Below are 25,312 nucleotides of genomic sequence, written 5' to 3'. Positions count from 1 at the left end.
GCTTCTCCTGTCCGCCCGGCACCAAAGTTCTTGCTGGCCTACCGGCCGGTGGGCGCCACAAGTAGACGTAGCGGCGTCGTCTCCAAAGCGGACAGCCATCGAAACCCTTGGCCGATGATGGGGGCGACGCCTCAGGGCTTGGATGGCGGCGATGAGCCTGCCGGCAGCTTCCGCGACATGGCTCGGATCAACTGCCGGATGGTATGCGCGCCAGCGCGTCGAGCTCGGCGAGGAGCGCATCGGTCGACCGGATGCGGCAATAGCCCTTGAAAGCCGACAGCGCGTGGTCATGCCGGGCCTGACTGTAGGTCGCCGACGCATCGTCGACCATGGTGACGAGATAGCCGAGGTCGCCCCCCACCCGCACCGTGTTCTCCACGCACTGGTCGGTCAGCACGCCGAACACGATCAGATGGTCGATGCCCAGCGCCTTCAGCACATAGTCGAGATTGGTGGTGCCGAAGGGGCCGGAGGCGGTCTTGCGGATGATGATGTCGTCCCCGGCCGGCGCCACCTCGTCGATCACCTGCGCCTCCCATGACCCGCGCGGGTTGTGGATCAGCGAGATCCGGTGGTCGAGGCCGCGGTCGCGGCCGTCCAGCGTCAGGCTCTCGATGATGACGTAGATGTTCTCGATGCCCAGCGCGCGCGTGGCGGCGTGCAGCCGCTGCTGGTTCGGGATCACCACCCGGTCCAGCCGGTCGTAGAAATAGCGATAGCCGTCGCCGGCCGCGCCCTCCGGCACCGGCCCGTGCCGCTTCTTCGCGGCGCAGTCGGCATTCTGCATGTCGACGCTGATCACCGCGGTGCGGCGCAGGTCGACCGCCCGCTCGCGGAAACGGGCGCCCAGCACCTCGGGCGGCTCGGTCGGGATGAAGACGGTCATGGTGTCGGGGTCTCCGATGGCGTGGGGATGCGGGCCAGGCCCGGCAGCAAAGGGGACACGGCGGCGGCCAGGCATTCGGCCCAGCGGTCGGCATCGGCCTCGCGGCCCAGCCCGTCCTGCCGGATCTCGACCAGGACATTGGACAGACCTCGGCGTTCGGCCTGCACCGGGATGGTGTAGTCGCTGTCGTCGCCGATGAAATAGGGCTGGTTGTCGCCGACCGGCCGCGCCGCCGGATCCTGCCGCAGCCGGTCGACCAGCGGCCGTGCCAGCCCGCCGTCATGGCGGTAGGCCAGGGCGATCGGCCAGGGCCGCTGCTGGCCCGGGAAGTCAGGAGTGAAGCTGTGGATCGCCAGCAGCACGGTCGACACCCGCGCCGCGGCGCGCGCGTCCAGCAGATGGCCGATCGCGGTCTGGTAGGGCACCACCAGCGTGTCGAAGCGCTGCGCCCGCTCGGCCTCGGTCAGGTCCTGGTTGCCGGGCACGGGTACGCCGGCGCTGGTCTTCGGGATCGACCCCGGCACGCCGCGCGGGCGGTTGCAGTCGACCACCAGCCGGGAATAGCCCGACAGCACCAGCGGCGCATCCAGCAGCACGGACAGCCGCCGCGCCACCCAGGCGGCGCCCGGGTCCCAGGCGATGTGGCTGGCGATGTCGGCGGCGCCGAGGCCCAGGCTGCCGAGCCGCGCCGGCATGCGGTTCGAGGCGTGGTCGCAGGTCAGCACCACGGCGCCGCGACCGCCGGCGTTCACCACCTCGAACACCGGCGGCTCGTCCTCCGCGAGCAGCGGCGCCGGCATATCCGGGTCGGCGGGGGACAACAGGGTCATGGACGAACGGCTCCGGCAACGCGCATCAGCCCCTGGGGCCGGCACAGCAACAGAAGGATGACGAGCAGCAGCGCCACGGCGTCGCGGAACGGCAGCACCGGGTCGGGCAGCAGCGCCTGCAGCCCGATCTCGATGAAGCCCAGGCAGAAGCCGCCGATCACCGCGCCCGGCAGGCTGCCGATGCCGCCGAGGATCGCGGCGATGAAGGCCTTCAACACCGGCAGGAAGCCCATCAGCGGGTCGACCGAGCCGCGCTGCGCCACCCACAGCAGGCCCGACACGCCGGCCAGCAGGCCGGAGATGGCGAAGGCGGTGGCGATGACCGCGTTGGCCCGGATGCCCATCATCCGGGTCATCGGGAAGTCGATCGACGCCGCGCGGATGGCCAGGCCGATCAGGGTGCGGCGCAGGAACAGGCCCAGCAGGCCGACCATGACGATCGTGGTCACGATCGACAGCAGCTGGATGACACCGAGATGATAGGGCCCGATGGTGATCGCCCCCGCCAGGACTTCGGGCACCGGCACCGGCCGCGGCCGGGCCGAGATGGTGGCCTGGAACACCACCTGCAGGATGCCGGACACGGCGAAGGAGGTCAGCAGCAGGGTGGTGCCATTGGCGCCGCGCAGCGGCCGGAAGGCGATGCGCTCCATCAGCACCGCGGCCAGCGCGGCCGCGGCCAGGGCCGCCGGCACCGCCAGCCACAGCGGCACGCCGGCGGTGATGGCGAAGAACAGGGTGTAGCCGGCGATCGTCATCAGCTCGCCATGGGCGAAGTTGATCAGCCCGAGCACCGAGAACACCACGGCCAGCCCCAGCGCCAGCAGGGCATAGGTGCCGCCGAGCGACAGCGCGTTCAGGATCTGCTGGATCAGGATGTCCATCATCGTCTCCCGCGCTCACGCATGGCCGAGATAAGCCCGCTCGATCTCGTCAGAGGCCAAGAGGTCGCGTGCGGTGCCGGACATCGCCACCTCGCCATGGGCGATGACATAGGCGCGGTCGGCGATCTCCAGCGCCATGTGCACGTTCTGCTCGACCACCAGCAGGGTCAGCCCGCGGCGGCGCAGCTCGACCAGCAGGTCGAAGATCGCCTCCACCACCTGCGGCGCCAGGCCCAGCGACGGCTCGTCCAGCAGCAGCAGCTTCGGCTGCGACATCAGCGCCCGGGCGATCGCCAGCATCTGCTGCTCGCCGCCCGACAGCGTGCCGGCGGCCTGGTGCCGCCGCGCCGCCAGGATCGGGAACAGCGCCAGCATCTCGTCCCGGGTCCGCGCCGCGTCGGCCCGGCCGCGCCGGATGGCGCCGCCGATCCGCAGGTTCTCCTCCACCGTCATCGCGGCGAAGACCCGCCGGCCCTCCGGCACCAGCGTCATGCCCAGCCGGACGATCTGCTCCGCCGGCCGGCCGGACACCGGCTGGCCGTCGAAGGCGACCCGGCCGCGCCGGGCGGGCAGCAGGCCGGTGATGGCCTGCAGCGTCGTCGACTTGCCGGCGCCGTTGGCGCCCAGCACGGCGACGATCTCGCCCGCCGCCACCGACAGGCCGACGCCGCGAACCGCGGCGATCGGGCCATAGGCGACCGTCAGATCCTCGACCTCGAGCAGGCTCATGCCGCCCTCACATCCGCGGCTTGGGGACCAGGGCCGGGTCGGGCGTGGCCTGCAGCACCAGCGCCCGCTTGCCGCCCTGGATCCGGACGATCGCGACCTGGCGGATCGGCACCCCGTCGGTGCCCTTGTAGGTGATGGCGCCGGTGGCGCCCTGGACATCCTGCAGCCCGCGCACCGCCTGCCACACCGCGGCGGGCTCGGCCGACCCGGCCGCCTTGGACGCGGCCGCCACCACCTTCACCAGGTCATAGCCGATGGCGTTGTAGATGGTGTCGCTGTCCTGGCCGTATTTGGCCTTGTAGGCGGCGTTGAACGCCGCCAGCGGGCTGCCCTCGGCGGCGAAGCCGGCGGTGGTGAACACCACGCCCTCCACCGCCTCGCCGACGGCGAAGGTGGTCGGCGAGTCGATGCCGTCGGAGCCGATCACCGGGATCTTCACCCCCGACGCCCGCAGCTGCTTGATGAAGGCCGGGAAGTCGGGCTCATAGGCCGCGGTCATGATCACGTCGGGCGCCGGCGACAGCGCCTTGATCTTGGTCACCTGGGCCGAGAAATCCTGCTGCCCCATGGTGAAGCTGTCCTCGGCCACCACCTTGCCGCCCAGCTTCTCGAACACCTCCTTGAAGTAGAGCGGCAGCTGGGTATAGGCGGTGTCCGGCGACACCAGGATGGCCGCGGTCTTGTAGCCCTGGTCGGTCGCATATTTGGCGGACACCGCGCTCTGCACATTGTCGCCGGGGAAGTTCAGGAACATGTGGTCGCCGACCGCCATCGGCAGGGTCGGCGACGAGGCGCAGGTCGAGAAGGCGGCGACGCCCGCGGCCTGGGCGATCTGGCCGGCGCCGATCGTCGGGTCGGCATCGCAGGGCGTGACCAGCACCGAGATGCCCTCGTCGATCAGCTCCTGCGCCGCCACCGCGGCCTGGGCCGGGTCGGACCGGCTGTCCTTCTGCCGGATCTCGATCATCCGGCCGCCGACGCCGCCAGCCGCGTTGATCTCCTCCACCGCCAGCTGCATGCCGGCCATCGCCGGCACGTCGGCATAGGCGAGGTTGCCGGTCAGTGCGACCGCCGCGCCGATCACCAGCTTGTCCTGCGCCATCGCGGGCGCGGCCAGCGTCGCCATGGCGGCAACCGTGCCCAGCAGCGTGAGAACTTTTCCGTTCATTCGTGCCTCCGTCCCTGTTCGTTGTCGTTCGTCGTCAGACCGCGGCCGCCAGCGCCGCCGGCTTGCGCGCGGCGCGGCGGCCGATATAGGCCTCGACCACCGCCGGGTCGGCCTGGACCTGGTCCGGCACGCCGGCGGCGATGACCTGCCCTTTGTTCAGCACCACCACCCGGTCGCACAGCCGCATCACCAGCTTCAGGTCGTGCTCGACCAGCAGCAACCCCAGGCCCGTGCGCCGCCGCAGGTCGTCCAGCAGGCGCATCAGCGCCTCGGATTCCGCCGGGTTCATGCCCGCCGCCGGCTCGTCCAGCAGCAGGTAGCGCGGCCGCATCGCCAGGGCGCGGGCGATCTCGACCCGCCGCTGCTCGCCATAGGCCAGCTGCCCGGCCCGGCGCCCGGCCAGCCCGTCGACGCCCAGCTCGGCCAGCGCCGCCATCGCGCGTTCGGCCACGGCGCCCCCCGCCCGCCCCCGGCCGCTGCCCGTGACCGCGACGATGACGTTCTCCAGCACCGTCAGATCCTTGAACAGGCGGATGTTCTGGAAGCTGCGGCCGATGCCCAGCCGGGCGACGCGGTGCGACGGCAGCCCGGCGATGTCGCGGCCGTCGATCCGCACCGTGCCGGATGTCGCCGGCACCACACCGGACAGGGCGTTGATCAGCGTGGTCTTGCCCGACCCGTTGGGGCCGATCAGCCCGACGATCTCGCCGGGCCGCACCGACAGGTCGACCGCGTCCAGCGCCACCAGCCCGGCGAAGCGCTTGGTCACCCGGTCCGCCGTCAGGGCGGCGTCCGCCGGCGCGGCCTCGGCCGGCAGCGGCGCCGTCGCGACCGGGATGGGCTGGCGGAACAGCCAGTCGTCGATCTCGGCCAGGCCGAACAGCCCGCCGGGGCGGCGGTACATGATCAGCAGGATGCCCAAGCCCAGCACGATCTGGGTCAGGCCGAAGGCCTGCGGCAGGCCCAGCTGCGGCAGGACCGGCCCTTCCTCGAACCGGCGGGCGAATTCGGTGATCAGGGTGATGGTGAAGGTGCCGATCACGGCGCCGGAGACCGAGGCCGGGCCGCCGATGATCAGCATCGCCAGGATGGCGAAGGTGTCGACGAAGAAGAATTTCTTCGGGCTGAAGGCACCCAGCACATGGGCCAGGAGGCCGCCGGCCACCGCCATCAGCATCGCCGACAGCACCCAGGCGGCCAGCCGCCGCCGGGCGACGTCGACGCCCATGGCCCGGGCCGCCAGCTCGTCCTCGCGGCTGGCCCGCAACTCCAGCCCCGCGGTCGAATCGCGGAACAGCCGGGCCACCAGGATCGCGATCGCGACGCAGGCCAGCAGCACCGGCACGGTGGTCAGCCGTTCGACCCCGAAGAAGGTCTGGCTGCCGCGGGTGATGTCCTTGGCGCCGTTCAGCACCGAATGGATGATGATCAAGAGGCCCAGCGAGGTGATCGAGGCGGCGGAGCCGGACAGCCGGGCGACCGGGATGCCGATCACCAGCGCGAACAGCCCGACCGCCAGCGCCGCGACCACCAGGGATTCGGCGAAGCCGAACTGGGCGGCGGCCAGCCAGCCCGGCAGGTTCGGCAGCATCGTCGCCTTGACCGCGGGCGGCAGGGTCAGCAGCGCCGAGGCATAGGCGCCCAACCCCATGAAGCCGACATGGCCGAAGCTGGTCACCCCGGAATTGCCGACATAGAGGCCGGTCGCGACCACGGCGATCAGGTTGATCATGAACAGGATGAGGATCCGCTGCTCGGCCGCGCCGAGGAACAGCACCACGCCGGCGGCCAGCAGCGTGACCGGCACGATCAGCGGCACCGCGCCAGCCAGGGCGCGCCGCACCACGGGGCCGGCGCTGTCGATCGATGTCACCGTTTTCGCCTCCCGGGCGACGTTGCGCCCTGATCCGCCCCGCCCCGACCGGGACCAAGGCACCGCGAGCCTGTCGCCGCGCTTGCCATTTACTAGGATATATTCCAACCTTCGTGTCAATCAGGCAATTCTGTAACGTATCATCCAAACTGCGAGGCCCATGTCGATCCGTCGCGCCCCTGCGCCGCTGCCGACCATCGAGCACCGCATCCGTGCCGGCCTGCCCGAGCTGACGCCGTCCGAGCGGCGGGCGGCGCGTGCCGTTCTGTCGGCCTATCCGATCGCGGCGTTGGAGACGATCGCCGAGCTGGCGGACCGGGCCCAGGCCAGCGCCCCCACCATCCTGCGCTGGGTGTCCAAGCTGGGCTATTCCGGCTTCCCGCAGTTCCAGCGCGCGGTGCGCGAGGAAGTGCAGGACCGGATGAAGTCGCCGCTGTCGCTGTTCGACACCGCGCCGCGCATCGGGGCGGAAGACGGCGGGCTGCTGCACGGCTTCTTCGCCGCCGCCGCCGCGACGCTGATGGAGACCGAGCGCATGATCGACCCGGCGACACTGGACGCCGTGATCGACGTGCTGGCCGACCCGCGCCGGCGGATCCTGGCGCTGGGCGGCCGGACCAGCCATATCCAGGCGAAGTATCTGGTGTTCCACCTGCATCATCTGCGCGCCGGGGTGCAGGAGCTGCAGGCCGCCGCCGTACCGCTGTACTACCAGGCCGCCGACCTGGGCCGGCGTGACGTGATCGTCGCCTTCGACTATCGCCGCTACGAACGCCAGACCATCGCCCTGTGCCGCACCGCGGCCAAGCAGGGTGCGACCGTCATCCTGGTCACCGATCCCTGGCTGTCGCCGATCGCCGAGGTGGCGGCGCATGTGCTGACCGCCGCCATCGCCGTGCCATCGCCCTTCGACACCGGCGTCACCGGCATCGCGCTGGTCGAGGCGCTGCTGGCCGGGGTGCTGCAGCGCCAGGGTCGCGATGCGCGGGAGCGGATGCAGATGCTGGAGGACAAGGCCGGCGAGGCCCGCGACGATTTCGTCGCCGACCGGAAGACAACGGTGCTGCGGCCGGAAGACTGATCCACCCGCGAACACTTCGACAGATGAGAACAGGGAGCCATCGAAGACCATGAGCGCGCGCGATCTCGCGATCTTCCTGACCAACGACCTGGCGGCGATGACCCGCGGTCGCGCTTTCCCCGCGGCGGATCTGGACAACCGCCGCCGCTCCGGCGTCGGCTGGGTGCCGGCCAATCTCGCCCTGACGCCGTTCGGGGTGATCGCGGGCGATTCGCCCTTCGGCCCGACCGGCGACCTGCGGCTGATCCCGGATGCGGAGACCGAGCCGGTGACCCTGCAGGGCTTCGACGGCCGGCCCGATGCCACCGCCCTGCTGTGCGACGTGCGCGAGACCGACGGACGCGACTGGGGCGGGTGCGTCCGCACCCTGCTGAAGCACGCGGTGGCCGAGCTGAAGCGGGAGACCGGGCTGGACCTGGTCGCCGCCTTCGAGCACGAGTTCCGGCTGACGGGCGGCCCGGCGATCGCGCCCCAGGCCTTCTCGCTGCAGGATTTTCGCGCCGCCCAGCCATTCTGCGGCGCGCTGATGGAAGCGATGGCCACCGCCGGGCTGGGGCCGGAGATGATCCTGCCGGAATACGGTCCCGGCCAGTTCGAGGTGACCTGCGAGCCCGCGGGCGCCCTGGCCGCGGCCGACCGCGCCGTGCTGATCCGCGACGTCGCCCGCGACGTGGCGCGGCAGTTCGGACTGGCCGCCAGCTTCGCCCCGATCCTGGACCCCGCCGCGGTCGGCAACGGCGTGCACGTTCATCTGAGCCTGGTCGCCGCCGATGGCGCCAACGCCACCGCCGACCTGTCGCGCCCGGCCGAGATCAGCGAGGTCGCCGGCCGCTTCGTCGCCGGCGTGCTGCGCCACCTGCCGGCGCTGTGCGCCATCACCGCGCCCAGCGTGATCTCCTATCTCAGGCTGACGCCGCATCGCTGGAGCGCGGGCTTCACCGCCTTCGGCCACCGCAACCGCGAGGCGGCGCTGCGGGTGTGCCCGACCATCGACCTGCCGGGCCGCGACCGGGCGAAGCAGATCCATCTGGAGTTCCGCGCCGCCGACGCCTGCGCCAACCCGCATCTGGTGCTGGCGCTGCTGGTCCGCGCCGGACTGGAGGGCATCCGCCGGGCCCTGCCACAGCCCGAGGCGGTGGCCGGCGACCCGGCCGACCTGGCCCCGGCGGAGGCCGAGCGCCTGGGAGTGCGCCGCCTGCCCGACTCCCTGCCCGCGGCGCTGGCGGCGCTGCAGGCCGACCCGGTGGCGCTGGGCTGGCTGCCCGAGCCGATGCGCGGTGCCTATTTCGCCATGAAGCGGGCCGAACAGGCGATGGTCGACGGGCTGGCCCCGGCGGCGCAATGCGCCCGCTACGGCGCGGTCTACTGACATGCCCCTGGTAACCCGCGATGCCGCCGCCATCGCCGCGATCGAGAAGCTGCGCTTCGGCCCCTTCGCCGCGCGATCGGGCAACGGCCGCCACCTCGTGGCCGATGACGGGCGGCGGGTGATCGACTTCTCCGCCTCCTGGGGCGCCGCCAGCCTGGGCCATGGCCATCCGGCACTGGTCGAGGCGGTGGGCCGGGCGGTGGCGACGATGCCGGGCGCCAGCCTGCTGTCGCTGATCAACGAGCCAGCGGTGGCGTTGGCCGAAAAGCTGTTGTCGATCACGCCGGGCGGCGGCGACCGCCGGGTCTGGTTCGGCCATTCCGGGTCCGACGCCAACGAGACCGTGGTCCGGGCGGTCGAGGCCGCGACCGGAAAGCGGCGCGTGATCGCCTTCGTCGGCGCCTATCACGGCGGCACGGCCCTTTCCATGTCGGTGTCCGGCCACACCGCCCAGACCCATTCGCCGCCACGCGCCGGGCTGTTCCTGCTGCCCTACCCCGACCCCTACCGGCCACATTTCCCCGGCGCGGTGGGCGAGGCGGCCCTGGCCCAGCTGGACTATCTGCTGGCCACCGTCTGCCCGCCGTCGGACACGGCGGCGGTGATCGTCGAGGCGATCCAGGCCGATGGCGGCCTGCTGGTGCCGCCGCCCGGCTTCCTGCCGGCCCTGGCGGAACGGTGCCGCCTTCACGGCATCCTGCTGGTCTGCGACGAGGTCAAAGTCGGGCTGGGCCGCACCGGCCTGCTGCACGCCTTCCAAGCCGAGAGCCTGACGCCCGACCTGATCAGCTTCGGCAAGGGGCTGGGCGGTGGCCTGCCCCTGTCCGCCGTGGTCGGCCCGGCCGCGATTCTCGATCACCGCACCGCCTTCGCCATGCAGACGCTGTGCGGAAACCCGGTGTCCTGCTCCGCCGGCCGGGCCGTGCTGGACACCATCGCGGCCGAAGGGCTGGTGGAGAATGCCGCGGCGCGGGGCCTCGAGCTCGCCAACGGTCTGCGGCGCCTGGCCGACCGGCACGAGGCGATCGGCGACATCCGCGGTCGCGGCCTCGCCGTGGGTGTCGAACTGGTCGAGAACCGGGAAAGCCGGGCGCCGGCCGGCAGCCTGTGCCAGGCGGTGGTCTATCGGTCGTGGGAGCTGGGCCTGCTTCTGTTCTATGTCGGCGCCCGTTCGAACGTGCTGGAGATCACGCCGGCGCTGACGATCACCACGGCGGAGATCGAGGAAGGCCTGGCAGTGCTGGACCTTGCCCTGCAGGACGCTTCGTCGGGCCGGGTCGATGCGGCGGCAGTCGCTGCCTATGCCGGCTGGTAGACGAACGAGCGGCGCCGCTTCATCGAAGAGTTCATCGCCGGAGCGACAGGGCCGGCGTGAGACGCGACCCAAGTTTGATTGAGCCTTGATTCCAAAGATGTGATGTCAACGGATGATCGTTGCCTGCGAATTGTGTTGAAGAAGTAGGCTGCGGATGGTGCGCTGTCCTGGGCGTTGCGAAGCCTCTACCGGGCGAAGGTCGCTTCAGGCTCGCGAAAGCGGACGCCTCTAGCCGATAGCGCCAGGCCGTTCTCGAGTCTTTCGGATCGACACAGCGTTCCAGGACGTTTCGTCTCCGAAAGACCCGAGGTCACGGACGCGCCGGGTGCGGTGCCGCTGCCGCCCGGCCGCGGCGACTTGGTCTTCGAGCACGTCTCCTTCGCCTACGACCCGCGCCGGCCGATCCTGCGCGACGTGTCCTTCACCGTGCCGGCCGGTCGGACCGTGGCGGTGCGATCCCCGACCGATGCGCCGTCTACGAATCAACGTCCAGCGCAAACGGTGTTGACACGCCGTATTAGCGCAGCTGGGCAGGCTGGCAGGGTTCTTGTCCCACATGATGGGAGCTTTCTTCGACTTCACGAGACCGCGAGTCGAGTTGTCTCCCGGAGGCTTGCTCGCGAGCCCGGCGAAGCAACGGCTGTTCTCTGATCGGAAGGGATCCCGCCAACCGGATATCCCGGACGAATGGACACGCGATTCGGAACCTTGGCGCCGCCGTGCCGCGGTAGCCTGCGGATAGATGGCGCGACCGAAAGTGACGACCGGCCAACGACCTGCCGCAGTGACAGGACCAATAGACAGAGGTGAGACCATGAGGATTGCGAGGGGCGCAACCGCCCTGCTTCTACTCGGCTTGGCCTGCGGTGCCGTCGCCGTCGTGGCCGCCGAGGCCGAAGGGCCACAAGCTGGGGCGGTCGTTGATGCGGCGGGCAATCTTCATGTTCCCGCCGACTACCGTGCCTCCTATGAGTTTATGGGGACCTGGGCAGTGGCGGCCGACGAGGAGGGCCAGGGGGCGAAGGAACTCCACGGTGTGTATGCTTCCCCTGGCTCCACGGCAGCCTATCGTCGCGACGGGCATTTCCCGGATGGCGCGGTGCTGGTCAAAGAGGTCTACAGCGCCGCGAGCGGTGAGATGACGACCGGAACGGTTAGCCGCGCGAACAAGCTATTAGGCTGGTTCGTCATGATAAAGGACAGCAAAGGAAGTTTTCCGGGCAATAAGCTGTGGGGCGACGGCTGGGGCTGGTCCTGGTTCGATGTCGCCAGTCCGTTGAAGACGACCTCTACCGACTACACGGCGGATTGTCAGTCTTGTCACATTCCGGCCCAGCCGACGGACTGGATCTACGTCGATGGATATCCGCTGCTGAGAAAATGATACCGACGGCAGAATTCGTGCCGCAACAGTTGCCGCATCATCGCCTTGGAGCTCAGTCCATATCGGCCAGCCCGGCGGAGGCACCTTGTGTGAGCTCTGCTAAATCTCCTGGCGCATCTTCATTCGGAAAGGGCAAGGCTGGAGGGTTGCTATGCACTCCGCCAGGCCGGAGGACGCCATTTCCGGCCATAGCCGCGGCGGCCCCACACCGGACGCCCTCGAACCCGCAGAATCCAGCCCGTCTCGCTCAGCCCGGATCTCAGATCGCACCCGAAGCCAGCCGATCGATCAACGCATGAGCTGCTGCAAGAGGAAGCCAAGCACACCCGCGACTGCGATGACGATACCGCACCGAAGTAGCGCCACCCAACGGTTCCGATCTTGCGGGATAGCCCATGAGGCAGTCCGCGCTCGGAACAGCCCCGTCGCGAGCGCCATTCTGCTGAGAGGAAGGGGCCCAGAGGGCAAGGAGACGATGATGAGCGAGAATCTGTGCCAGAAGCTTGTCTCAGACGAGTTCGGGCGCGCCGTGGAACGCGTCTACCGGGAATGGGACCGCGCCTGGTCCGAGGACGATCTCGACGCGATGATCGCGCTGTATGTCCCGGATGCCGTGCTGGAGAGCCCATTGGTCGCGTACCTGCTCGGCAACAAAACCGGAGGCGAGCCCAGATCAAGGCGCTGCTCGAGAGGGCAGCCCCGCGGAAGCCTGGCCGGCGGACCTTCCACCGCAAGGGCTATTTCACTGATGGCAGGCTGCTGGTGTGGGAGTATCCCCGGGCCACACCCCAGAGCGAGCAAATGGACTTCTTCGAGGTGATGGAAATCGAGGACGGCCTGATCCGCGAGCATCGCGTCTATTGGGGCTGGCGCGGTGTGGAAATCCTGAAGGCTGACGCCGACAACAAGGAAACCTGAACGCAGCCAGCCCCGCTGATCGGCGGCGGCGGTCGTGGTTGCGATCGAAGACGAACACTTCGACCGACCGCCGTGCCGCCGTTCAATGCACCGGAGTTTCCCCGCTCCATGCTGGCCTGCCCCGCCATCGCACTCGGCTTCCGAAAGCAGACGCAACCGCAGGCGCCGTAGAGTGCCCGTTTGCTGGCTGTTCGCCCCATGTGCGGTGATGATCCACGGGCGCAAATCGAACAGCACGCGGTCAGCGGTCAGGTGGGTTTCGAGCAGATCACTCAGCCCCTGACCGGGCCCGGTGAGAACAGAGCGGCGGGCACGCGACCGAGACCGGCTCAGGCTGCAGGGTCCCGGTCGCTTCAAGCAACCGCGCGGCTCGCCGGCTGGATGTCATAGACGCTGAGCGGTGCGCTCTTGCCCTTGAGGGCGATCGGGTCGAGCGCGTGGAATGCGAGCGGCGGGTCCAGGTCCGTCGCGGCCTCGACCACGGCGACGGTCGCGAGCGTCTGCCCCGGCTTGGCGGCGGAGCACAGGCGGGCGGCAATGTTGACGTGATCCCCCAACACGGTGAAGTCCATGCGATCCCGGGCGCCGATCGCGCCCATCACCACCTCGCCCATATCGATGCCGATGCCGATCGCAAGATCCCGGTCGGGGCTGGCAGCCGAGGCATCGGCCATGTGCGTCTGCATGGCCGCGGCGCAGTGCAGGGCGTCGGCGGCCATGGTCGGGCCCTGAAACACGGCCATGACCTGGTCTCCGACGAATTTGTCGATGTCGCCATTGTGGGCCGCCACCAGGTCGGCCTGCGCCGCGAGATAGAAGTTCAGCGTTTCGACCACCGTCTCCGGGTCGCGCCTTTCGGCGAAGGCCGTATAGCCGCGAATGTCGGCGAAGAGGATCGCGACCTCACAGCGGCTTCCGCCCAGGCGAACGCCGCGTTCGTCCGATTGCTGGATGGCATCCATCGTGCCGTGGGACACGAACTTCGCCAGCTCGAAGCGTTCGTTGATCTGCACGATCATGTTGTTCATGCGCTTCGCCAGCTCACCGATCTCGTCCCTGGAGCGCACATTCCGGACCTGGACCCGGTAGTTTCCCTTGGCCACCTCGTTCGCCGTCTCCCCGATCGAGAGGATCGGGCGGCTGATGCGATGGGCAAACACCGCCGCCCCCAGCACGGCGACGGCGAGCCCGCCGATCACCCAATAAACAAGGCTCTCGAACATGACGTCGGCCGCGTAATACGCATCGCCCTCCTTCTGCTCGACGATCACGGTCCAATCGAAGCTGCGGGCAAAGGCGAAGGTGCCGAGCATCGCGGTGCCGTCCGGTCGCGAATAGGTGTCGACGCTGATGGCGCGGGCCTGATCGCCCGCACGCGCGGCGAGGGCCTTGCTCACGATCTCGCGCCGGCTCAACTGTTTGACGCCGCCGGTCTCGTCCAGCTCCGGGTCGAACAGCTTCCGCCCCTGCGCGTCGATCGTGGTGATCGTGCCGACCTGGCGGAACGGCTGGCTGGCGATGAAGTCCCGGATGCGGCGGAGATCGATCCGCGCCGAGAGCACCGCGCGCGCGCCGCTGAACCTGCTGTCGAGCGGGAGGACCACGGTCGCGAGCCAGGAATCGGTCTTCGGCTCGTAATCGACGGCGGTGACCCGCGCCGCCGTCTCCGCATCCGGCACCTCGGCCAGGATCACCTCCGGCGGCACGCGCAGCACGTTCAAAGGCTGGATGCTCGCTTCCGTGAGCGTCGTGCTGAACCGGTTCTGCGAGATCACCAGCGGCAGACGACCGCCATCGAGGGTGATCTGCAAGGCGACGATATCCGGCAGCTGGGCAATGCCATGGGTGAGGATGGCGACCTTCTCGCCGACGCTCGCCTGCTGGCTGTCGACGGCGCTGCGGATCAGCAGGAGGGGGGCCAGCCAGGCGCGTTCATAGATGTCGTCGATCTGGCCGGCCACCTCGCGGACGGTCGTGACCAGCCGCTCATTGGCCGAGCTCTTCATCTCGTCGCGGGCGATCCGGATCAGCGACTGCCCGGCGAACAGCAGCGGCAGCGCCGCGATCAGCGCCGAGAACAGCAGCAGCTTGCGGCGAAGGCTCAGCGACCGAAGCCAGGACAGCGAGCTCACTCCTTGAATCCGGGCGCGGGCGTCTCGGTCCCCTGCAGCGGCGACCGCCGGCGGACCGTCGCGACGGTGTCGTCGGTCGCCACGCCGCAGGGAAGACCCGAGCTGTCGGTGACCGTGAGCGCCACCGGGATCTCGCCGGTCCGCCGGAACAGGTGGCGGACGCGCTCACCGGTCTCGACCGTGCCGTCGCCGAGCCGCCACACCTGCGTCAAGGCACCGCCATCGGGGTCGCTGGACCCCGTGCCGTCCAGCAGCACGGCATCCGCCGCGCCGCCGACGAAGGCCTCGAAGGGCGGGCCGGCATCGGCGACCGGCGGCGCATTGACCACCACCCGCGTCGACCGGCTGGCGGCAGCGCAGCTCGACTCCGTATCGTCGGTGACGGTCAGCACGACATCGTAGGTCCCGGGCCGCGCAAAGACATGGGTGGCCTTCGCGTCCTGGGCGCTCTCGCCATCGCCGAAATCCCACCGATAGCGGATGATCTGGCCGTCATCGTCGTAGGACGACGTGCCGTCGAAGACGACCTCGGTCATCGGGCAGACCAGGCGCTGCGGGCCCGGCACCGGCACCGGCGGCCGGTTCACGTGCAGGATTCGGGTCTGCGGCCGACGGCTGACGGCCAGGGCATGGCCATCATCGGGAATGACCGTCACGTCGTAGCGGCCCGGGTGCTCGAACCGCCTGACGAAGCTGTGGGGCCCGTTCGTCTCACCCGCGTCACGCCAGCCGCCGCCCGCCGGCTTCGCCGCGGCGTCGACGACGAGACGAACATCCTCACCGGTGCAGGCCGCCGCCGGCAGGTCGATCTCCGGCGTGGGCGGCGGGCGCACGATCAGCATCTGCTCGATCGTCGCGGAGGAGTTCTCCACACCGGCCTCGTCGGCGACCGTCAGGCGCAGCTTGCGGGCGCCGGCAGCGCCGAAGCGATGGTTGACCCGGACCCCGGTCGCCGTCTCGCCGTCCCCGAAGTCCCAGCTGTAGGCGGCGATCGCCCCGTCCGGATCATGCGATCGGCCGGCGTCGAGCAGCAACTCCTCACCCTGGGAAATGCTCTCGGGCGCCGTGATCACGGCGACGGGCGGCGCGTTGATGTCCACGACATGCGTGCCGGCCACCCGCTGGCAGGTGGGCGAGGATGAATCGCTGGTCACGGCCAGGGTGACCTTCTTCCGGCCGGGTTCGGTGAAGCGGTGCGTGACGACCGCACCTTCGGCGGTCTTGCCATCGCCGAAATCCCAGCTCCAGCCGGTAATCCTGCCGCCCGGCATGGCGGAGCCGGATCCGTCGAAGGTGACGTCGCCGAGCGCCGCCGCCGCCCGGGCGACGATCTTGACGACCGGCCCCTGCAGGATCCGGACCGACATCTCGTCGGTGGAGTGCGGATCGCATTTGCCGAAGCGCTGGCCTTCGATCTTCAGGAACACCCGGTAGTCGCCGGGCCGTTCGTAGAGATGGTTCGGCTTCTCGCCGATCGCCGACTTGCCGTCGCCGAAATCCCAGTCGTAGCGCTTGATCGTCCCGTTCGGATCGAAGGAGCGCGAGGCGTCGAAGTCGATCGGCGACATCGCGCAGGCTTCGATGTCCGGGCCGGCATCGGCATAGGGGCCCTGATCGACCTTGACCGACACCCGGTCGACACCGTCGCTGTTCGACAGGTTGGCGCTGTCCTTCACCGACAGGGTGACCGGGTAGACCCCCTCGCTGCGATAGGTCTTGGTCGGGTTGACGATGCCGGAGCTGGTCCCGTCGCCGAAGTCCCAGGTGTAGCGTAGCGCGCCGCCCTGCGGATCGACGGATTTCGATCCGTCGAAGGTGATCACGTCGCCGGTGCAGACCTCGCGGTTGCCGCCGGCATTCGCGATCGGCGGCTTGTGGATGACCAGGGATCTGGCGGCTTGGTCGACCGAGTTCCGCAAGCCCTTGCCGTCATCGATGACGAGAATGATCGGATAGGTGCCCCCGCCCGCATAGGTGTGCTGCACCGTCGCGCCGGTGGCGGAGGCCCCGTCGCCGAAATCCCAGCGATAGGTCAAGGCATCCCCGTCCGGATCGACCGAGGCGGTGCCGTCGAAGGACACGACCAGGCTTTCGGTCACCCCATCGTCGCCGGGGTCGGCAACCGGCGCGTGGTTGATCGCGATCTCGACCTCGCGGGACTCGAAGCCGTTCGACGCGCCGCTGTCGTCGGCCACGGTGAGGCGGGCGGTGTAGAGCCCGGGCTCGGTGAAGGTCCGCTCGACCTGCGCGGTGGACACGGGTTTGCCGCTGTCGCTGAAATCCCAGCGATAGCTGACGATCTTGCCGTCCGGATCGTAGGAGTTCGCGGCGCTCAGCCGGATCACGTCGCCCGGCGCGGCGATGCGGTCGGCGCCCGGGTCGGCGACCGGCGCGGCGTTGACGGTGATCCGGGCCTCCTTGTAGTCGACGGCGTCGGCATCGCCGCTGTCGTCGGCCACCGCCAGCCTGACGTCATAGATCCCCGGCCGGGCGAAGCTGTGCGACACGACCCGGCCCTTCGCCACGCTGCCATCGCGGAAATCCCAGCGGTAGTCGGTGATGTCGCCGTCCTGGTCGAGCGAGCGGCTGCCGTCGAACACCACCTTTTCGCCGGGGGCGACGATCCGGTCGGGCCCGGGGTCGGCGACCGGCCGGGCATTGACCACCACGGTCAGGCTGTCGGCCGCCGCGTTCAGCTTGGTTCCCGACCGGTCGGTCACCGTCAGGCGGACCTGATATCGGCCATGGGTCTCATAGACATGGGTCGGCCGGGGCCCGCTGCCGGTGCTGCCGTCGCCGAAATCCCAGGCGTAGTCCGCGATCGCATCGTCTGCATCGGTGGAGGCCGTGCCGTCGAAGGTCACGGCGCTGGCGGTGACCAGCTGATCGGCGCCGGCCAGCGCGACCGGCGGTGCGTTCACCCGCACGCTGAGCGTGCTTTCATTGGTCGCCGAATCGGTGCCGGAATCGTCCCGCACGGTCAGCTTGACCCGATAGAGGCCGGGCTGGCTGAAGGCGTAGGTCGTCTGCGCCCCGGTGCCCTTGCGCCCGTCCCCGAAATCCCAGTCCCAGGCGACAAGGCGGCCATCCGGGTCGCTGGAGGCCGAGCCGTCGAACACCAGCGGCTCGCCGATGGCGGCGGCCCGGTCGAGGCCGGCAACGGCCAGCGGCGGAGCGTTGACCAGGATCGTGGCCGTGGCCGATGCCGTCGAGTTGGGCAGGCCGGCATCGTCGGTGACGGCCAACGCGACGGTGTAGGTGCCGGGCTTGTCATAGGCATGGGGCGGCTCGGCGGCCGTGCTGCCCGTGCCGTCGCCGAAATCCCAGGCATAGGCGGTGATCCGGCCGTCGGGATCGAAGGACCGGCGGCCGTCGAAGGCGATGCTTTCGCCCACCGCGGCGCGGCGGCCGGGGCCGGCGACGGCGACCGGCGTCGTGTTGACGACGATCGAGGCCTCCGCGGTGTCGGCGCCGCAAGGCTCGCGGGAGCCGTCATCGACCGTCAGGCTGGCGAGATACCGGCCCGGCTTGTCGAAGCGCCGGGTGACCTTGGCGCCGGCGAGCGTGGCTCCGTCGTTGAAGTGCCAGGTCAGGCGCCGGATCGGCAGCCTGCCAGCCACCGACCCGCTGCCGTCGAACGCGACCTCGGCGCCCGTCGCTGCGGATGCGAGGGACGCGATGCGGGCTTCCGGCGGCACCTGCACGTCGACCGGCACATCGGTTGCGGCCCCGTCGCCGATCCTGGCGGAGGAGCCGAGCACCTCGAGACGGGCCTGGTACCGGCCCGGCGCCGCATAGTCGTGGCGGACCAGCGGACCGTCGGCGGTGGCGCCGTCGCCGAAGTCCCAGCGGTAGGCCAGCGGGCCCCCCTTCGGATCGACCGACCTGCCGGCATCGAACGAGACCGACCCGCAGGCCGCGAGATCGACCCGGTCGACCGCCGGCTTCGGGCGGACGAGGGCCGGCCACAGCTTCACCGGAAGCTCGAACCGCACCGCCGCGCCCGCGGCATCGGCGATCATGAAGGTGGCGTCGTTCGGCATCTCCACGCCGCGGCCGAAATCGAGAGCGGCCACCGCCCCCGGCGTGCCCGGGACGGGAGAGACCTCGGTCGTCGTCCACTCGTCCTGGCCGGACGCCTTGAGCGGAAACGACGAGAAAGGGGTCGTCAGCTGCAGGGTCCCGTGGGCCAGATCGAAACCGTGGACCACCAGCCGGTCGGTCCCTGCCGGCGGGCGGAACCGCAGCTGCGCGAAGGTCTTCTGATCGGGGACGCGGACGACCGGCCGGTACGCGAAGATCTCCAGCCCCTCGGGCGCCACCTGCCGGGTTTCACGGGCGCTGACCGCGACGTCGTAGACATTGCCGGCGGCCCCTTCGAGCCCCTGCACCAGCAGGCGGAAGATCCGCCGCCCGTCCACGGCTTCGCCCTGGCGCGGATCGACGACAGCCACATTCCGCCACTGGCCGATCGCCTCCGGCTCCGCTCCAAAGGTCTTCTCAGCGATCAGTGTGCCCGCAGCCGACTGTTCGGGTGACGGAACGGCGGGAACCAACGGGGGAACCCAGAACGCACCGGTGCCGCCGAACACCGCATAGCGGGTCCGGTTCGCCCCGGCCGGTCCCATCGTCTGGTCGAATTCCGGACCGATCCCGGGATCGAACACATTGATCCACAGCCGCTCGGTCGAGCTCTCCGGCACGCTGACATAGATCGTCTGCTCGCGGTAGAAATCGCCTTCCCGGGTGGGCGCATCCCGGCCGAAGGTGATCAGGGACGGTCTCTCATCGGCCTGCGCCGGCGACGCCCATGCCCCGGCCAACACAAACAGGGCGATGCCGAACGCTGTTGTCCTCGGGTGTCCCGCCGCCTTACTCATCGTCCCCGCCCAAGCCTTCCCTCGCTACTCTCCGCTCAATCCACGCGATATGACTGCCGGTTGCCGGCGGCGTCCGTGAGCTCGACTTGCCTGACCGCCGCCGATTTCAGCCCTCCGCGCGGAACCGGAATCGAGCCCTGATAGGTCTGTGTGGCGCGGTTGAACCGGAGCACGCCGTCGGCCGCCTCCGCCCCGTACCCCACCGTCGCAAGCGCGGTCGCCGCGAGCCCCGAGGCGTCGGAGGCGCGGACCTCGATCGCCGCGAAGGACCCGGCATCGCCGGTTTCGGGCGTGAGCTTGGCCGCGACCAGCCGGGGCGGCTCCTCGTCGAGCGTGACCGTGAACCGGGCAACGTCGGTGTTGCCGAGCCCGTCGGTGGCCACGAGCTCGATCGGGTTGTCGCCGGCGTGCAGGCTGACGATCTCGTCGAAGGCGCCGTCCTTCAGCATGATCTCGCCGCCGTTGAGAAGGAGCGTCGCGCCGGCCTTGGCAACCTGCCCTTTGACGAACACGGTTTCAGAGGCGGTGAGCCGGGGCAATTCCTCCGAAAGTGTGATGGTCGGCCGCTCGCGGTCGACCGTGATGTCGAGCTTCTGCGCGGTGCTGAAGCCCGACGGGGCGGTGACGACGATCGAGAGCGAGTCCTCGTCAGCGCTGAGCGCGATGTTGAGGGCGAAGCGGCCGGCCGGATCGCTGGCCGCCGATCCGCGCAGGGCGCCGTCGGCGCCGACGATATCGATCCGTGAGTCCGGTTTCGTGCGGCCGGCGAGGGACACGGTGTCGCCGCCGGCCAGTATCCGGCCCGCTGGATCGCGAGGTATCGAGGCGTCCAGCACGACCGCCTCCGACCGGTCCGGCATGTGGCTGAAGCTGCGCATTAACCGGGTGACATTGCCGGCCGGGTCGGCCGCGATGATTTCGAGGCGGTTTTCTCCCTCGCTGGCTGCCAGCGGCGCCGCAATTCGCCCGAGTGCGCTCACCTCGACCGGACGGCCGTTCACCGAGACGACGGTCCCCGGCTCCGTCTCGCCCCGGATCTCGATGGCGGCGTCGCGCTCGATCGCTCCCTCGCCCGGCGCGTCGATCCGCAGGAAGGGCGCAACCTTGTCGACCACCACGGTGAAGCGCCAGGGGGCGCTGCGCTCGCCGGGCAGGCCGAAGGCGTCGAGGGCGGAGACCCGCCAGTAATACTCGCCGGGCGGCAACCGTTCGGCGCTGAAGGAGGGTTTCTGCAGGCCGAACTCGGACACCAGCATGGTGTCGAACGACTGGTTGGAGGCGATCTCGAGCCAGTAGCCTCCGGCATCCTTGGGGCCCGTCCAGGCGAGATCGGCCGCGCTGTTATAGGCGACGCCATCATTCGCCGGCGCGGACAGCCGGGGCGCATCCAGCACGGCGCGCTTCTCGCCGGCTTTGCCCTTGTCGGAGAGGACGAGCCCCTCGTTCCGCCCGAGCACCACCGTCTCGCCGCGGGCCGCGACGGCGACGGGACGGTCGTCATAATTGGTGAACCTGGCGCCGGACGCGTTGCTGCTGACCCAGAAGTCGCCGGATTCGATGCGGGCCTTCGCCTCCGGGATGTCGACGGCGAAGCTCGTGCGCTCGCTGTCGCTGCCGAGCAGGGCGTAGAAGTCGCCCTCGACCAGGCTGACCTTCGCCTCCTCGTGCCGGGTCAGCGGATCGTAGCGCATCTCCTGGATGATGGCGTTCGAATTGGCGCTGAGCCTGAGCCGGCTGGCATCGCGGAAGGTCAGCTGCGCCGTCGACTCGGAGAGGGTGCGGACCTTTTCTTCCTCCACCAGCACGGCGCGGAGCTGAGCGTCGTTCCACGCCAGATCCTCCGGCTTCTGGGCCTCGACCCGTCCGTTCCTGTCGCTCAGCAGCGCCTCGGCGGCCTCGTCGCGCCGCTCTTCCGAGAGGGTGAGAGCCTTCGTGGCCTCCGAGTGGGATTCGAGGGCGAGGTCCTTGGCGTCGCCCCAGGCGCGCTCGACCCGACGGCCGAGCGCGCGGTCATAGAGATCAACGGCTTTGCCGATCTCGTCCGGCGCGAACAACTGGGCGCCCGCGAGGTTCGCCAGCCTGATCTGGTCGGCACAGCGCTCGAGGGCGCGCATGGCGGCGGCGACGAGATCCACCGGCACTCGAAGCGGCTGGCCAGGCGAGAGCTGGGCAACCGACGCCAGGTCGCTGGCCTTGAGGATTTCGGGCCAGAGATCGGGATCGCCCAGATATCGTTCAGAGATCTGCCGGATGGTCTGGTTCGGCTCGAGCCGGATTTCGACGGTTTCAGCCCGGGCGACCGGGATCGAAGCCGTCAGGACAAGCGCCGCCACGACCAGCCCATCAAGAGCTGTCCGTCCAGCCGATCCGGCGAGAGCGGCATAATCCACAGATACCCCCGTAAATTGGCGAAGGGTCTCAGCGTCTCCCTCTGAAGGGCTTATCGGCGGCCCTGGAACAAGCAACCAGAGTGCGACAATTTATTTCGATCAATCTATCAAGAATTACCAATAATTATCCCACAAAGCTGTAGATCGTCAATCTAATAGGGATTTGTGTGGGGAGGCAGCACACGAGCCGCTCTGGCATGGAGTGCGGACGTGGCAAAGGCAAGCCCGCAGGGCGACCACTCGTTATCCTGCCAGATTCCGGCCGGAGGGCGCCATAAGGGAGACATATCCCGGGCGCTCCCAAACCGGACACTGCCTGAAACCGCAAGATCCCGCCCATCGCGGCAGAACCAAGCCCGACGAAGATGTCCGAAACCGGCCATCCCGCGGGCCTCAAAGCGGACCTCATGGCAGGCGGCTCGATCTCGGGATCACTCCTGATTTCGCGCCAGGAGGGAATGGATCTGCGCGATGACGGCGGCGCCCTCACCGACGGCGGCGGCGACCCGCTTGGTCGAGCCGGCACGGACGTCGCCAACGGCGAAGATGCCGGGGCAACTCGTTTCCAGCGGCAGCCGCTCGCTGTCGCCGGCGCGTTCCCCCGTGAGGACGAAGCCCTTCCCGTCGATCGCGACGCAGCCGTTGAGCCAGCCTGTATTGGGATCGGCGCCGATGAACAGGAAGAGGTGACGCGACGCGCATTGCTCGGTCTCGCCGGTTCGCGCGTCACGGAACGTGGCGCCGGTCAGGCCTGTCTCCCGATCGCCATGCAAGCCGACGATCTCGCTGCCGACATGCAGTTCGACATTGGGCAACGCCGCGATCCGGTCGATCAGATATTGGGACATGGTCTGCTCGAGCGGTCGCCGGACCACGAGATGCAGGTGCCGGACCTGCGGCGCGAGATAGGCGACGGCCTGGCCGGCCGAGTTGCCGCCGCCGACCAGGGTCACTTCCTCTCCGGCACAGAGGCGCGCCTCGATCGGCGACGCCCAGTAGGAGACGCCGGCCCCTTCCAGCTCTTCGACATTGGGCACATCCGGCCGACGGTAGCGCGCTCCCGACGCAATGACGATGGAACGCGCCCGCGCGGTACATCCATTGCTGAGCTCGAGGGAGAATGGAGCGTCCGCATCGGCTCCATGACAGCACAGCTTTCCGACCGTAAGCGGAATCGCGAGCTCGGCACCGAACTTCGTCGCCTGGTTGAAGGCACGGCCCGCGAGAGCCTGTCCGGAGATTCCGGTCGGGAATCCGAGATAGTTCTCGATCCGGGCGGATGCGCCCGCCTGGCCGCCGAAGGCCCGCGAATCGCAAACGAGGACGGACAACCCCTCGGACGCGCCATAGACGGCAGTGGCCAGCCCGGCCGGCCCCGCTCCGACGACCGCCACGTCATAGACGATCTTCGGGTCGAGATCCGGCATGATGCCGAGGCAGGACGCCGCGTCTGCATCGCTCGGATTTCTCAGCAATGTGCCGTTCGGGCAGATCATCAACGGCAGGTCTTCGAAGGCGATGCCGAGCCGTTCGACCAGCTCGCGCCCCTCGGTCTCGCAGGCGGCGATAATGGCGTGGGGATAGCCGTTGCGGGTCAGGAATCCGGACAGCCTGACGATGTCGGCGGCATCCCGGCGGCCCACCAGAACCGACCCCGCGCCGCCGATCCGCCCTTCCTCGATCAGCGATACGCGCCGGAGGATGAAGGCGCGCATGATCGCTTCACCGAGATCTGCCGACCCGATGACAAGGGCGCGAAGATGCGCGGCATCAAAGGGGATCGCCAGCACGCCCTTCTCGCCCGCAACCACCGACGCCAGGGTCGCGTGCCCCGACAACTGATTGGTCTCGCCGGTGAACTGGCCGGGCATGTAGGTGGCGATCACCGACGACCTGCCGGCTGCGCCGCGCTGCAGCGCGTCGGCCGAGCCTTCGAGGATCAGCCAGGCAGGGACGTTGCGGGTGCCGATCTCATAGAGGACATCGCCTGGGCCGAAGCGGCGCGGCTCACCGCTTGCGAAGCGCCGGGCCGTGCCAATCTGGAGAGCCGAAAGCGTCGGATATGTCTGCTCTCGCCGATCGTCGCTGATCGCCATGGTGTGGACTCCGTATCGGCCCGTGCTCAGGCTGGTGCGTGGCATCGTCCGGCATCGATGCATCAGTCTATGACACGCACCAGCTTAGCCAATCCTTTCCGCGAGGGTGCGGGTCATGCGGGCGCGAGCTGAGGTGCCTTCGGCAGGGTGAGCGCGAAGACGAGAAGACCCAGAAGGGTCAGCCCGAAACCCGCCCATACGGCGGAGAGCAGGCCGTAGCCGGCGGCGATGGTCAGGCTGCCCGCCCAGGCACCGATGGCGTTCGCGACATTGAGCGCCGCCAGGTTCATGGCCCCCATCAGCGTCGGCGCCTCCGGGGCGAAGCGCGTCAGGCGGACCTGGATCGTGGGGATGGCGACCATCATGGTCGCGCCGACGCCGAACAGCGCCGGCATCAGGATCAAGACATTGCCGCCGCCGGCCGCCAGCAGTGCCAGCACGATCAGGGCACTGCCGAAGCCCACGATCAGTCCTCGTGTGGGATAGACGTCCGCAAGCCGTCCGCCGATCAGGTTGCCCGTGGTCATACCAAGGCCGAAGAGCGCGAGCGCAACCGGAATCCAGGCTTGATCGAAAATCGCCACGTCGGTGACGAAGGGGCCGATGAAGGTGTAGACGGCAAAGATGCTGGCCACGCCGAACGCCGCGACCAGCATCATCGTCCAGACGGCCGGCCTGCGCAGGGAGGCCAGTTCCTGCACCACGGGCCCGCCGTGCAGCGCTTCGGTCCGAGGCACCCAACTCCACAGGGCCAGGAAGGCCAGGCCGGCGAGCGCGGCGACGGTGAAATAGGTGTTCCGCCAGCCGAGGGTCTGACCGAGGAAGGTCGCCAGCGGCGAGCCGATGATGGTCGCGATCGTCAGCCCGGTCATGACCAGCGCGAACGCCTTGCCCGAATGGCCGGGCCCGACGATGTACGACGCCACCACGGCGCCGGCGCCGAAATAGGCCCCTTGCGGCATGCCGCTGATGAAGCGCGCCAGGGCGAACATGCCGAGATCCGTGGCGACCGCCGACAGGACGTTGCCGAGGATGAACAGCCCCATGAGGCACAGTAGCAGCGTCCGCCGGTTCAGCCTCGCCGCCACCAGCGTCACCAGAGGAGCGCCGACCACCACGCCGAAGGCATAGGCCGCGATCGCATTCGTCGCCGTGGGGATGTCGATGCCGAGGCTCGCCGAGAACAGCTGCAGAATCCCCATGCTCGCGAACTCGGACGTGCCGATGCAGAAGCTGCCGAGCGCCAGCGCGAACAGCGTGAAGCCACGCTTGCGCCGCTGTGCTTCATTCGTGCAATGCACCGTCACCGCGGCGCATTGACCGCGATAGGCCTTGTCCAGCATCCCTGCCTCCATTGCTGATGGCTGTGCGGATCCG

At 69.3% G+C, this 25,312-nt stretch carries 15 protein-coding genes; 4 read left to right on the top strand and 11 right to left on the bottom strand.

The annotated features are described in order from the left end of the window. Window positions 1–187 precede the first annotated feature (187 nt). The 6 genes from E9232_RS10380 to E9232_RS10355 are packed head-to-tail and all read right to left on the bottom strand — an operon-like array spanning window position 188 to window position 6,370. Window positions 188–886: a cysteine hydrolase family protein gene (locus tag E9232_RS10380; protein ID WP_309793857.1), complete on the bottom strand. Its 699-nt coding sequence runs from the start codon at window positions 884–886 to the stop codon at window positions 188–190. Further along, entirely contained in the window at window positions 883–1,716 is an 834-nt protein-coding gene (locus tag E9232_RS10375) for an N-formylglutamate amidohydrolase (RefSeq protein ID WP_309793856.1), read from the bottom strand. The genes E9232_RS10380 and E9232_RS10375 overlap by 4 nt, the downstream gene beginning before the upstream one ends. After that, window positions 1,713–2,600: a branched-chain amino acid ABC transporter permease gene (locus E9232_RS10370; RefSeq protein WP_309793855.1), complete on the bottom strand. Its 888-nt coding sequence runs from the start codon at window positions 2,598–2,600 to the stop codon at window positions 1,713–1,715. Before E9232_RS10370 ends, E9232_RS10375 begins: the two co-directional genes overlap by 4 nt. A 15-nt stretch (window positions 2,601–2,615) precedes the next feature. Continuing rightward, on the bottom strand, window positions 2,616–3,329 hold the full coding sequence (locus tag E9232_RS10365) for an ABC transporter ATP-binding protein (RefSeq protein WP_309793854.1): 714 nt from the start codon (window positions 3,327–3,329) through the stop codon (window positions 2,616–2,618). A gap of 7 nt (window positions 3,330–3,336) precedes the next feature. Continuing rightward, complete coding sequence (locus tag E9232_RS10360) at window positions 3,337–4,497, bottom strand: ABC transporter substrate-binding protein (protein ID WP_309793853.1); 1,161 nt, start codon at window positions 4,495–4,497, stop codon at window positions 3,337–3,339. Window positions 4,498–4,531: 34 nt separating this feature from the next. Beyond that, window positions 4,532–6,370 carry a branched-chain amino acid ABC transporter ATP-binding protein/permease gene (locus E9232_RS10355; protein ID WP_309793852.1) on the bottom strand — a complete coding sequence of 613 codons (1,839 nt, stop codon included), beginning with the start codon at window positions 6,368–6,370 and terminating at the stop codon, window positions 4,532–4,534. Window positions 6,371–6,530: 160 nt separating this feature from the next. Between E9232_RS10355 and E9232_RS10350 the strand changes: the two genes are divergently transcribed. From E9232_RS10350 to E9232_RS10335, 4 genes are all read left to right on the top strand, one after another. Then, window positions 6,531–7,451 carry a MurR/RpiR family transcriptional regulator gene (locus tag E9232_RS10350; RefSeq protein WP_309793851.1) on the top strand — a complete coding sequence of 307 codons (921 nt, stop codon included), beginning with the start codon at window positions 6,531–6,533 and terminating at the stop codon, window positions 7,449–7,451. A 49-nt stretch (window positions 7,452–7,500) separates the two neighbouring features. Then, window positions 7,501–8,820 (top strand): type I glutamate--ammonia ligase, encoded by a 1,320-nt coding sequence (locus tag E9232_RS10345; RefSeq protein WP_309793850.1) that lies wholly within the window; start codon window positions 7,501–7,503, stop codon window positions 8,818–8,820. A gap of 1 nt (window position 8,821) precedes the next feature. Beyond that, a complete protein-coding gene (locus tag E9232_RS10340) occupies window positions 8,822–10,135 on the top strand; it encodes an aspartate aminotransferase family protein (RefSeq protein ID WP_309793849.1) in 1,314 nt (437 codons plus the stop codon). A gap of 814 nt (window positions 10,136–10,949) precedes the next feature. Then, window positions 10,950–11,519 (top strand): cytochrome P460 family protein, encoded by a 570-nt coding sequence (locus E9232_RS10335; RefSeq protein WP_309793848.1) that lies wholly within the window; start codon window positions 10,950–10,952, stop codon window positions 11,517–11,519. Window positions 11,520–12,790: 1,271 nt separating this feature from the next. On the opposite strand, the gene E9232_RS10330 is transcribed toward E9232_RS10335, so the two are convergent. The 5 genes from E9232_RS10330 to E9232_RS10310 form a co-directional block, all read right to left on the bottom strand. Continuing rightward, complete coding sequence (locus E9232_RS10330; protein WP_309793847.1) at window positions 12,791–14,569, bottom strand: adenylate/guanylate cyclase domain-containing protein; 1,779 nt, start codon at window positions 14,567–14,569, stop codon at window positions 12,791–12,793. Continuing rightward, complete coding sequence (locus tag E9232_RS10325) at window positions 14,566–19,449, bottom strand: PKD domain-containing protein (protein WP_309793846.1); 4,884 nt, start codon at window positions 19,447–19,449, stop codon at window positions 14,566–14,568. Before E9232_RS10325 ends, E9232_RS10330 begins: the two co-directional genes overlap by 4 nt. 35 nt (window positions 19,450–19,484) lie before the next feature. Beyond that, a complete protein-coding gene (locus E9232_RS10320) occupies window positions 19,485–21,782 on the bottom strand; it encodes a FecR domain-containing protein (protein WP_309793845.1) in 2,298 nt (765 codons plus the stop codon). Window positions 21,783–22,270: 488 nt separating this feature from the next. Next, the gene (locus E9232_RS10315; RefSeq protein WP_309793844.1) at window positions 22,271–23,935 is read right to left on the bottom strand and encodes an FAD-dependent oxidoreductase; all 1,665 of its coding nucleotides are present in this window, start codon (window positions 23,933–23,935) and stop codon (window positions 22,271–22,273) included. Between the two features lie 113 nt (window positions 23,936–24,048). Continuing rightward, window positions 24,049–25,278 carry an MFS transporter gene (locus E9232_RS10310; protein ID WP_309793843.1) on the bottom strand — a complete coding sequence of 410 codons (1,230 nt, stop codon included), beginning with the start codon at window positions 25,276–25,278 and terminating at the stop codon, window positions 24,049–24,051. Between the last annotated feature and the right edge of the window lie 34 nt (window positions 25,279–25,312).

The sequence above is a fragment of the Inquilinus ginsengisoli genome (assembly GCF_031453975.1).
GTDB classification, from domain to species: Bacteria; Pseudomonadota; Alphaproteobacteria; order DSM-16000; family Inquilinaceae; genus Inquilinus; species Inquilinus ginsengisoli_A.
This window is presented reverse-complemented; position numbering and strand designations above follow the sequence as displayed.

Excerpts from the sequence above, each read along its gene's own strand:
- E9232_RS10380 (WP_309793857.1), bottom strand. The coding sequence starts at position 886 with ATGACCGTCTTCATCCCGACCGAGCCGCCCGAGGTGCTGGGCGCCCGT.
- E9232_RS10375 (WP_309793856.1), bottom strand. The coding sequence starts at position 1,716 with ATGACCCTGTTGTCCCCCGCCGACCCGGATATGCCGGCGCCGCTGCTC.
- E9232_RS10370 (WP_309793855.1), bottom strand. The coding sequence starts at position 2,600 with ATGGACATCCTGATCCAGCAGATCCTGAACGCGCTGTCGCTCGGCGGC.
- E9232_RS10365 (WP_309793854.1), bottom strand. The coding sequence starts at position 3,329 with ATGAGCCTGCTCGAGGTCGAGGATCTGACGGTCGCCTATGGCCCGATC.
- E9232_RS10360 (WP_309793853.1), bottom strand. The coding sequence starts at position 4,497 with ATGAACGGAAAAGTTCTCACGCTGCTGGGCACGGTTGCCGCCATGGCG.
- E9232_RS10350 (WP_309793851.1), top strand. The coding sequence starts at position 6,531 with ATGTCGATCCGTCGCGCCCCTGCGCCGCTGCCGACCATCGAGCACCGC.
- E9232_RS10345 (WP_309793850.1), top strand. The coding sequence starts at position 7,501 with ATGAGCGCGCGCGATCTCGCGATCTTCCTGACCAACGACCTGGCGGCG.
- E9232_RS10340 (WP_309793849.1), top strand. The coding sequence starts at position 8,822 with ATGCCCCTGGTAACCCGCGATGCCGCCGCCATCGCCGCGATCGAGAAG.
- E9232_RS10335 (WP_309793848.1), top strand. The coding sequence starts at position 10,950 with ATGAGGATTGCGAGGGGCGCAACCGCCCTGCTTCTACTCGGCTTGGCC.
- E9232_RS10325 (WP_309793846.1), bottom strand. The coding sequence starts at position 19,449 with ATGAGTAAGGCGGCGGGACACCCGAGGACAACAGCGTTCGGCATCGCC.
- E9232_RS10315 (WP_309793844.1), bottom strand. The coding sequence starts at position 23,935 with ATGGCGATCAGCGACGATCGGCGAGAGCAGACATATCCGACGCTTTCG.
- E9232_RS10310 (WP_309793843.1), bottom strand. The coding sequence starts at position 25,278 with ATGCTGGACAAGGCCTATCGCGGTCAATGCGCCGCGGTGACGGTGCAT.